This is a genomic window from Rhizobium tibeticum, assembly GCF_900110205.1.
Classification (GTDB): Bacteria; Pseudomonadota; Alphaproteobacteria; order Rhizobiales; family Rhizobiaceae; genus Rhizobium; species Rhizobium tibeticum.
Map to the genome: position 1 here is coordinate 1 of NZ_FOCV01000092.1, position 8,061 is coordinate 8,061.

The 8,061-nt window shown below is 56.2% G+C and carries 11 protein-coding genes; 3 read left to right on the forward strand and 8 right to left on the reverse strand.

Annotated elements, in window-relative coordinates; all coding sequences use genetic code 11:
• The coding region (locus BSG20_RS34280; RefSeq protein WP_280142238.1) for a nitrilase-related carbon-nitrogen hydrolase at positions 1-519 on the forward strand (519 nt) is incomplete at its 5' end.
• A 17-nt stretch (positions 520-536) separates the two neighbouring features.
• Entirely contained in the window at positions 537-1,151 is a 615-nt protein-coding gene (locus tag BSG20_RS34285; protein WP_093041867.1) for a TraH family protein, read from the forward strand.
• A 31-nt stretch (positions 1,152-1,182) separates the two neighbouring features.
• On the opposite strand, the gene BSG20_RS34290 is transcribed toward BSG20_RS34285, so the two are convergent.
• The 4 genes from BSG20_RS34290 to BSG20_RS34305 all read right to left on the reverse strand — a co-directional run bounded on the left by BSG20_RS34290 (position 1,183) and on the right by BSG20_RS34305 (position 5,290).
• Entirely contained in the window at positions 1,183-1,797 is a 615-nt protein-coding gene (locus tag BSG20_RS34290) for an RES family NAD+ phosphorylase (RefSeq protein WP_093041870.1), read from the reverse strand.
• Positions 1,798-2,481, reverse strand: coding sequence for an XRE family transcriptional regulator (locus BSG20_RS34295; RefSeq protein WP_093041891.1), 684 nt, complete (start codon positions 2,479-2,481; stop codon positions 1,798-1,800).
• 204 nt (positions 2,482-2,685) lie between these two features.
• Positions 2,686-3,681, reverse strand: a complete 996-nt coding sequence (locus BSG20_RS34300) for an RcgR family putative quorum lactone hydrolase (protein ID WP_093041873.1) — start codon at positions 3,679-3,681, stop codon at positions 2,686-2,688.
• Positions 3,671-5,290, reverse strand: a complete 1,620-nt coding sequence (locus BSG20_RS34305) for an RcgA family putative transporter (protein WP_093041876.1) — start codon at positions 5,288-5,290, stop codon at positions 3,671-3,673. Before BSG20_RS34305 ends, BSG20_RS34300 begins: the two co-directional genes overlap by 11 nt.
• 272 nt (positions 5,291-5,562) lie before the next feature.
• Between BSG20_RS34305 and BSG20_RS34310 the strand changes: the two genes are divergently transcribed.
• A complete protein-coding gene (locus BSG20_RS34310; RefSeq protein WP_093041879.1) occupies positions 5,563-6,267 on the forward strand; it encodes an autoinducer binding domain-containing protein in 705 nt (234 codons plus the stop codon).
• Here the strand turns inward: BSG20_RS34310 and BSG20_RS34315 are convergent, their stop codons facing one another.
• The 4 genes from BSG20_RS34315 to BSG20_RS34330 form a co-directional block, all read right to left on the reverse strand.
• Positions 6,268-6,567: a transcriptional repressor TraM gene (locus BSG20_RS34315; RefSeq protein WP_093041882.1), complete on the reverse strand. Its 300-nt coding sequence runs from the start codon at positions 6,565-6,567 to the stop codon at positions 6,268-6,270.
• A 202-nt stretch (positions 6,568-6,769) separates the two neighbouring features.
• Positions 6,770-6,982 (reverse strand): hypothetical protein, encoded by a 213-nt coding sequence (locus tag BSG20_RS34320; protein WP_093041885.1) that lies wholly within the window; start codon positions 6,980-6,982, stop codon positions 6,770-6,772.
• 390 nt (positions 6,983-7,372) lie between these two features.
• Positions 7,373-7,642 carry a hypothetical protein gene (locus tag BSG20_RS34325; RefSeq protein ID WP_093041888.1) on the reverse strand — a complete coding sequence of 90 codons (270 nt, stop codon included), beginning with the start codon at positions 7,640-7,642 and terminating at the stop codon, positions 7,373-7,375.
• A gap of 37 nt (positions 7,643-7,679) precedes the next feature.
• Positions 7,680-8,061 (reverse strand): TrbI/VirB10 family protein (locus BSG20_RS34330; protein WP_280142239.1); only part of this gene is annotated, 382 nt, incomplete at its 5' end.

The window sequence follows — 8,061 nt, forward strand, 5'->3', positions numbered from 1 at the left end:
TTACGGCGTCGGCCCGACACCGCCTACGTGCTCTTGCCTGAAAGCGCTCTCGGGTTTTGGACGCCGTCGGTCGAACGCCTGTGGCGGCAGCAGCTTTCGGGGGCCGATCTGAGCCTCATCGCCGGCGCGGCTGTCGTCGATGCGGAAGGATATGACAACGTGCTGGTTCGCGTCTCGGCCACCGAAACTGAGATCCTCTATCGGCAACGCATGCCAGTGCCTGGCTCGATGTGGCAGCCCTGGTTGCCACTGATTGGAAAGAGCGGCGGAGCCCGAGCGGACTTCTTCGCAAATCCGATCGTTTCCGTTGGCGGCCAGCGCCTGGCCCCACTCATCTGCTACGAGCAGTTGATCATCTGGCCTGTTTTGCAGTCGATGTTCCACGATCCAGACCTCGTCGTCGCCGTCGGAAACGACTGGTGGACGAAAGGGACGGCAATCATCGGCATACAGCGCGCCAGCGCCGAGGCTTGGGCACGGCTGTTCGACAAGCCCCTCATTGTGTCCTTCAACACCTGATCTTTGGAGCCATCGTCATGGACCCTGCCTTTATCAAACAGTGTGCCGATCCGGCGCTCAAGCCTGCCGTCGTCGAGCGGTTCGTGTCGGCGGTGGGCTCCGGCGACCCACTTGCTGTCACCGTCAAATCGGGCGGACGTATTATCCTCGTTCCCAAGCCGAAAACCCCAGACGAGGCTATGGGCATCGTTCGGCAGTATGTCGGCCAAGCAGTGGTCCGGGTGGGGGTGACGCAGTTTCCAGCCGGTGTCGGCGTGAAGGATACCTCAGAGATAAAGTCCGATCTGGTCGAGCCCTGCGAGAACCTCCGCAAGGGATCTACGATGTTCGCCAAGATCCTTCGGATCGTAAGAAAATGGTATGGCAACCCCACAAGCGCTGAGGTCTTTCCGCAAATCTTCGACGATGCGGTCTACGCCTGGAACACAGGCCAGTTCGAGGGCCAAGGCGTGTTTCAAGCTCAAGACCCGGGTGGTGCTATCGCCGACACGAGCGACAAGGCGAAGGCGGTGGAGGCGGAGCCAGCTGATGATGCCGCGCCGGCTGAAAGCGAGGCCGAGCCCTCAAACGCAAAGGACATCGGAGTGGCGGGTATCAGGATCGATCTGTCGAGGATCGGCGGTCAGAAATGACTTATCGAGCAACGATGAACGTGGCGATGAATCAGGGATCGACAATCGCAACGTTCAGGTCATCGAGCACATTCGCGAGACCCGGTGCCCGTATCAGCCTTGTTGCGCCGACAGCCCTCAGCTTCCCGATGGCTCGATCGAACACCGCAAGATTCGTGTGCCCGTTTAGCCTCGACGGATAAATGATGCCGTCGACTTGATCTCGATGTTCATGGAATGCGACAGCCCATTCGCGAGCAAGGGATTGCTTGGAGGATTTTGCCACATCCGTCGGCACACCCATCTTGATCGCTCCGTCGTCGCGCAGATCAACCATCGTCAGTGGATCGATCACCTCGATCTGCGCGTATTGTCGGTTGTGAAGCGCTGACTCGGCAATGGGGAGATCGCCGATCAAGCCATCGCGTTGATCTCGCAGTACGGCTTCGAGAAAGCATACTTTGATGGTGTCGCCCATGTAGAGGACGCCAAAGCGATTGGCGGACTTGCGGCGCCGCGGGTCGCTGAAGCGGCTCGGTGTCTTTCCGAAACCGAGCGGATCAGGGTATCTATCGAGGTAGATGCGGCCGAACCGTGAGCCGGACGCTACGACGTGTAGATGCAGGCGTGCTGTTTCGAAGCCGGCGGGCGGCAGTGCATTTCCCATTTACCGGAAATCTCGCCCAACGCTTTCCGCTGCCGCGATCGCCTGTTTAGTTCGCCCACGCTCCAGAGCTTCACGACCCGTCAGACCATCCAGTTCTCCATGCGGCTGGACCAGGAAGCGGTAGACTGCCCAGGCCCCACCGAGGCTCTCGTGAAGGATAGGGAGTACAGCAAATGGCTTGCCATCGGAATCGAGCTGCCAATCGGGGAAGCGATACCCACGTTTGGCGCCGTCGAGTCCGAGCACCTGACCGTTTTGCCGCTTGGTATTGACTGTCACCCGCGTGGTGCCGAGCAGGCGAGCAAAGTCGTCAGCGCTGAGCATATCGGCTTGCCCGAGGATTTCTGCTGCTTTCGAGCGTCCGCGTGCCCGGGCTGCGGCAAGAGCTTGCTCAAGGCCAGCATCTGCGGTGCTGTCCTCCTCAGGCAGCACAGGGACGGCCATTGCGGCGTCTTCGACCGGGGTTACGACCATCTCGCCTTCTGGATCGACGTCAACGCGGAAGCTCACACGCCTGCCGGCGGTTCGACTCCTTGAAATCGCCTGTCCATATTGCTGCAGCAGCGCCTGCACGCGCTTCGGCTCGTCGGACAGGACTTTGGTTGCACTATCCGGAACTTTGATTTTGAAGCCGCTCATACCTTCCGGCAGCGCACCGGCGCCTGTCGCCAAGAAAAAAGCCACGGACCGACCAGGTCCATCCCTACGGGCCGAGCCGTCTTTGATGCTGGGTTTTGCCTTGGGAGATGCCATAACATTTCCTCCATACAGAAGCACTTATATGGCAAAGATGGATAAGTTCGTCAAGTTCGTAAAGGCATTTCAGTTATGGCATGCCAAGCACCCGATTGTAGCGCTGACATTTCCGTTGCCGGGGACCCGGTCAACTCAAGACAGAAACCGCTTTAAGCTCAAACCGGCGTATAAAATGTATGGTAGCTTCCCAAGGGAATAGTGCCCACAGTTTAACTTCAGGATCTGCGGCCGGCTGCCAGCGTTTTTCAGACCGAGTAACAAGCTTTCCGAGAGCTCCGGCAACACAACCGTGTCTCTCTTGGCCAGCACCACTTGAAGATCAAGATCTGGCCGAGCCAGACGATGCACATAGTTCTCGAGACTGAGTGGGCTCCATGCTCGTCTGAGATCAGCCAACGCGATCTCTGGCTCGAGGCTGCTTCGGATAGTTCGTGTAGCGCGACCGGTCCAAACCATATCGGCAAGGCTCCCACCGGTCAGAAACAGCGAAGCCTTCGAAACATTTGGATCATGTGCGGCAATCAATCCTGCGACCCAGGAACCGAGGCTCATGCCGAGGACGGTGACTTCTCCATAGCTCTCACTTTTCAGCCAGCGGATGAGTTTTCTTCCATCATAGACCGCCTGCCTCAGGGCTTGGATCGTTCGACCAAGGTTGGCGCTCAGCATGTAATCCGCGTGCAATGAGCCCGGACGGCTACGCTCGAAGTGATAAGGCATCGCGATCTCGATGACCGTGATCCCGCACCGTGACAAAAAGCCGGCAATTTGAGCGTTTCTGGTGCGAGCGTTCCAATGGTGAAAAATCACCAGTGCCTTGTCGAGAGAGCCACTCGTGGTGATTTTCGCCCAAACAACATTGTTTTCCGCGACGTCGGTAGAAATGTCCGACCGAAACCTAACCCAACTATCTTTCACTTCGAAGTCTCGGTCGGCGACCTTCGGCTCCTCAAAAAACGTTGGATCACTCGAAGCGTTATCTGCGCGGGCACAAAAATCGCGGATACTGTCGATCTCCTCACCTGGAAAGGCACGGTCTGCATCAAGGGCGAAACTAGTAGTTTCCTTCCCGTCCTCACCGCGTCGCGCCCGCTGTTCATCCCACCGATCAAGCCAGCTAAGATACAATTTGTCTGCTTTCTATTCCATTGGATCGCCGACTGCCTAGGCTGGGGTCAACCAGGCTGAACACGGCCACGCACACACCGATGCCCAAGACAATTGAGAACCCCACGAACGCGTCAACCAGCAGATACGTGGCAAACAGCTGTGTCACGACCGCCGCCATGTTCCACAGAGGTTTATGAAATTGCGTGCCAATACCTCGCAGGCAGATTGAACCGTAGACAAAAACAACGACGGTCGAAAGTGCAACAAGCAGGCTGCTGTAATGGGTAGGCATCCGATAGTGGAACCCATTGCTGGCACCATCGCGTCCAGCCAGCGCTGAAGACAAATCCCCGGCCAACCAGTCGAGAATGTTTTTGGCGTTCGATGTCAGATAGGAGCTCTGAGCCTTCATGCACAACGCGACCAGAATGCCTAGAATTGTGCAACGAAATATCCCACGCATTAATCTTAAGCAAAGCTCATAGACCTCGCCTCGAGAGCCACGTTGCGGAAGGACCGTTGCATCCAGGCCAATTCTCCTGAGATCGTGGATCATCGTGTGGAGCAATATGAGCCCGGCGAAAAATAGGTAAAAGCAGAGGCACATGTAGAGGTAAGCGAGTGCAGTGAACCCGATCGACACTGGGACCGAAATGACTTCCGGTCGCACAATTGCCAGCGTGCCCCAACTTGTCGCGTAGTCTGCGCCGCCTTCCAGCAATGGGATCAGGCAGACGCCAATCCATTGAAGAATACCGGCGAACAACACACAGATCACGAACACTGCCCAATATGAAAAGGAGGACCTCTGCACATTACGGGACCAACCGTCGTCGCTTGTTGTCGTGTCGCTCATTGTCCACAGCTTCGTGCGCCCCTCCTTTGTCCAGAATGCGAGCAGTTCGGTGACCAGCGAGAAAAACAGCGGCAAGAGCACCATGAATAGGAGCGTCCAGTTCGGCGCCCAGAGAAATCCCACCTCTTTCGCAACGTTATCCGCGCGAAGGTAAACGGCGCTGTGTATCCCCAATATATAGGACAGAAAGCCAAGGGCGGATGCGCCGGCAAACACCGCTGCGGGCAGGTTTAGCGGCGAACCGCCGCTGAAGAGCATCTCCGATCTTCGCGCTAAGCTGAAGGGCTGCTTCTTGCGATCGGGATCGGGTTCGGCATCCCGTGTAGACTCGACCGATGACGACTGCTCGTCATCAACTTTGGGTTCTCGCGAAGTATCTGGACGTTCTGGCGCACGGTCGTCTGCCTTTCTTGCCTCTCGTCTCTTTGCCTGCAGCCGCGCCTGAGCCGCGCTTAGCTCGACCTGCCACGCGGCCGTGGCTTCCGGATCATCACACCCAAAAACCCTGGCAAGCCAACGAATGTTCGCCGCGCTAATTCCCCGGTCGTTTTCCTGAAACCAAAGCTGAACCGTCCTCAGATCAACCCCAGCGCGGTTTGAATCGATCTGTGAGATCGCCTCGGCAAGCAGCTCTGGCGTCCATGGCCCTGCTGGAAATCCGTCTTCACCGAGTGCCCTGCCTGCGCCCGCAGCAGCCAGTTTCTTGAACAATTCCTTCCAATCACTGCCGTCGTTCGGTGGTGGCAGAAATAATTTCCCGTTCTGAAACAATCGATTACCAGTTCTGATTTCGTTTCGTTTCGCTGCACTTCATATTACATCGTGCCAAATCACTCAATCACCGATTATCGAATTCAGGTTGGATAAATTTCGCATAAACGCATAGCGAGTGATCGACATGCGCAAACAAATGAATCAACCTCAAGATGAGTTGGCGCACGCGGCAACATCTACCAGAGAGGTTGGGCAGGATCGTCCAGGTTCCGTTGGTGTCGCTATGAGGCGCGCTACCGAGGGACCAGCACTGAATGGAGGGGATTTAGATGAACCAACTCGTCGCTGGGCTTTTAGAGATCGGCGCTGTCGCACATGATGATGCAACGCTGAAGACCGCCTTCGCAGATTTGGCAGAACGGTTTGAATTTACAGGCTACGACTACGCGAAACTGCTGCCAGGCGACTTTTACGTGATATCAAATCTGTCTCCCGATTGGCTGAAACGTAGCAGGAAGCTGGACCTGGAGCGGCGACATCCAATCATGAAGCGAGCCCAGCAATTCCGGCGCGCCTTTATCTGGTCAGGTGCGCAAGAAAACGAGACAATGCCGGAGGAAGACCAGACCTTTTATGAAACGGCATCGCATTTCGGGATCCGATCAGGCGTTACCATGCCGATTGCGATTTCTAATGGTGGCATTTCAGTACTCAGCTTCGTCTCACCGAAAGCGGTTTTGAGCGCCTGGGACGAAATCGATCCGATCGCCGCATCTTCTGCGGTTGGGCAGCTACATGCCCGTATTGAGCAGCTGAAGGTAACTCCCTCGTTCCAGGAGCCGTTCTATCTTTCTCCGAAAGAGGCGACTTACACGCGATGGCTGTCACTTGGCAAAACGGTGGAAGACACGGCCGAAATTGAGCACGTCAAATACAATACCGTCCGCATTTCGCTCTCCGAGGCCAGGCGCCGTTATGACCTCTGCAACAACACGCAGCTCGTGGCCTTGGCAATCCGACGGGGCTTGATCTGATCAAACCTTCGGCGTTCGGCCCAGTATGTTGAGAAGTGTTGTGAGCGCAGACATCTGCGCGTGCATTTCGATCGTCGCCTCCAGATAGGCTACATGCGCCTCACTCGGCTCTTTGCCGTCGTCTCTGTCACCTGCTTGGGCGATTTGGAACAGTCTTTCTGCGCGGTCCACAAGCGTGCGATGTTTCTTGATCGCGCCAACTGTCAGGATCTCGATAACTTGCTCGGACTCGTTCGAGAGCAGTCCGACAATCGGCCGCAAGTCGATATCCGCGGTAATGTCATTTCTCTCGTGATCCATAGTTTCTCCCAACGTCCCCGCACTGCCCGCGGTGCTCGCCAACAGGTTTGCGCGCGTGAGAATCGAGCAACACAGCGCGTACTGTCTTGAGAATTATTTTAGCGATTGGCCGGTGTCACTTCCACTGCAGTTTTGCAAGAGGGAATGATCCTTGCGTCGCGTGCTCACTGCATTCGCCGCGCAGCCACGGCAGCTCGAACTTCTAAGACGCAGATCGCTTGGTAAATGCAATTGTGATTGCCTGCTCTTGTTGCTCCGAGGTGAGATGAACCTCGTTGACCTCCGTGTCTGGACCGACAACCTCAAAGTTGGTGGGCGTTCGATCTTCGAACATACGGTAAGCGTTCATCGCGGCCTCTGCGGGATTGTCAGCTTCGATGAGCAACGTGTGAGAGGTCACTCTATAAAACGGCATGCTCTTTCCCCGCGACTTACTGGTCTAGCATCCGGGGGCTTTACACGGAACGGCCACCACCTTGAAGGTGAGCAGGCTGACCCCTACGTGAATACTTAGGAAACACGGACCGGCATGATGAAACCTGAAGCAACATCCATCACGAAGACTTCGCTTGATACCTTGGATGCCGATTGCGAAATTTAGGCATCAAAGACGTGTGGGTCGAGTTTGGCTTATCGGCGACCGTCGGGTCGCGACCAAGACTATCGAAAGGTTGGAGCAGACCTTGTTCGCGAGGTCGCGTTTAACGGGACCCCGGCTTTGATATTGACTGACGAAGCCAAAACTCTCTTGGCTGGAAAGCACTAGTGCTGCGCCAAGGGAACTGCCAGCTGATACGCAATCGGATTATCGTCGTATCTTCGGCCTTCGAAAAAAGCTGTCTCGCTCCTCCATGACCGCATGTCCTGCGGCATAGAGGTGCGCAATCGCCTCTCGAATATCAGAAAATGCCTTCTCAGTCCGCTTTGAGATGTAGTCGCCGACGGCATCGACATTTGACTGCAGCGCTTTCCCGCAGTCAGTAGCAAGCTTATCGACTTCGGGCGCGATGGCGTAAAGCTGTTGTATTACGCGGTCGAGATCGTCTTTCGCACGTTCTGACATCCTGTCGACCATCGACTATCTCCTCATTCGTGTGAGCCCCGTTCGGACTTTACCCCCCGTAGCTGCCCGGGAAAATGATGTCCTGATCTACGAGCAAATTGAACCGGTAGCCGGGTCTGATCTTTATCGTCGGCTGGACATTGAGATTCTTCGAGATGGTCTGCTCGGCGACTCGTCCGAAAGTCTCGGCGAAATTTCGACGCGCCGCGTCTGAGGCCGTGTCCTGCGTGGCAAGAGTTGAACTCTCAGGCATCGACATGTCTATTCCCGTCCCGATGAGCGCGACGAGCGCGGCCGAGCCGAAGGTCCGGAGGTAGTGGTTGTCGACCTTGTCGTTGAAACCGCCATAGCCCTCCGAGTCGGTCCCGGCCATACCGCCGATCTGCAGAGTCGAGCCATTCGGGAAGATGATATCGGTCCAGACGACGAGA

What these genes read in the sequence shown, in the direction of transcription:
- BSG20_RS34310 (WP_093041879.1), top strand. Translation starts at nt 5,563, where the DNA reads ATGAACCAACTCGTCGCTGGGCTTTTAGAGATCGGCGCTGTCGCACAT.
- BSG20_RS34285 (WP_093041867.1), top strand. Translation starts at nt 537, where the DNA reads ATGGACCCTGCCTTTATCAAACAGTGTGCCGATCCGGCGCTCAAGCCT.
- BSG20_RS34320 (WP_093041885.1), bottom strand. Translation starts at nt 6,982, where the DNA reads ATGCCGTTTTATAGAGTGACCTCTCACACGTTGCTCATCGAAGCTGAC.
- BSG20_RS34325 (WP_093041888.1), bottom strand. Translation starts at nt 7,642, where the DNA reads ATGGTCGACAGGATGTCAGAACGTGCGAAAGACGATCTCGACCGCGTA.
- BSG20_RS34315 (WP_093041882.1), bottom strand. Translation starts at nt 6,567, where the DNA reads ATGGATCACGAGAGAAATGACATTACCGCGGATATCGACTTGCGGCCG.
- BSG20_RS34290 (WP_093041870.1), bottom strand. Translation starts at nt 1,797, where the DNA reads ATGGGAAATGCACTGCCGCCCGCCGGCTTCGAAACAGCACGCCTGCAT.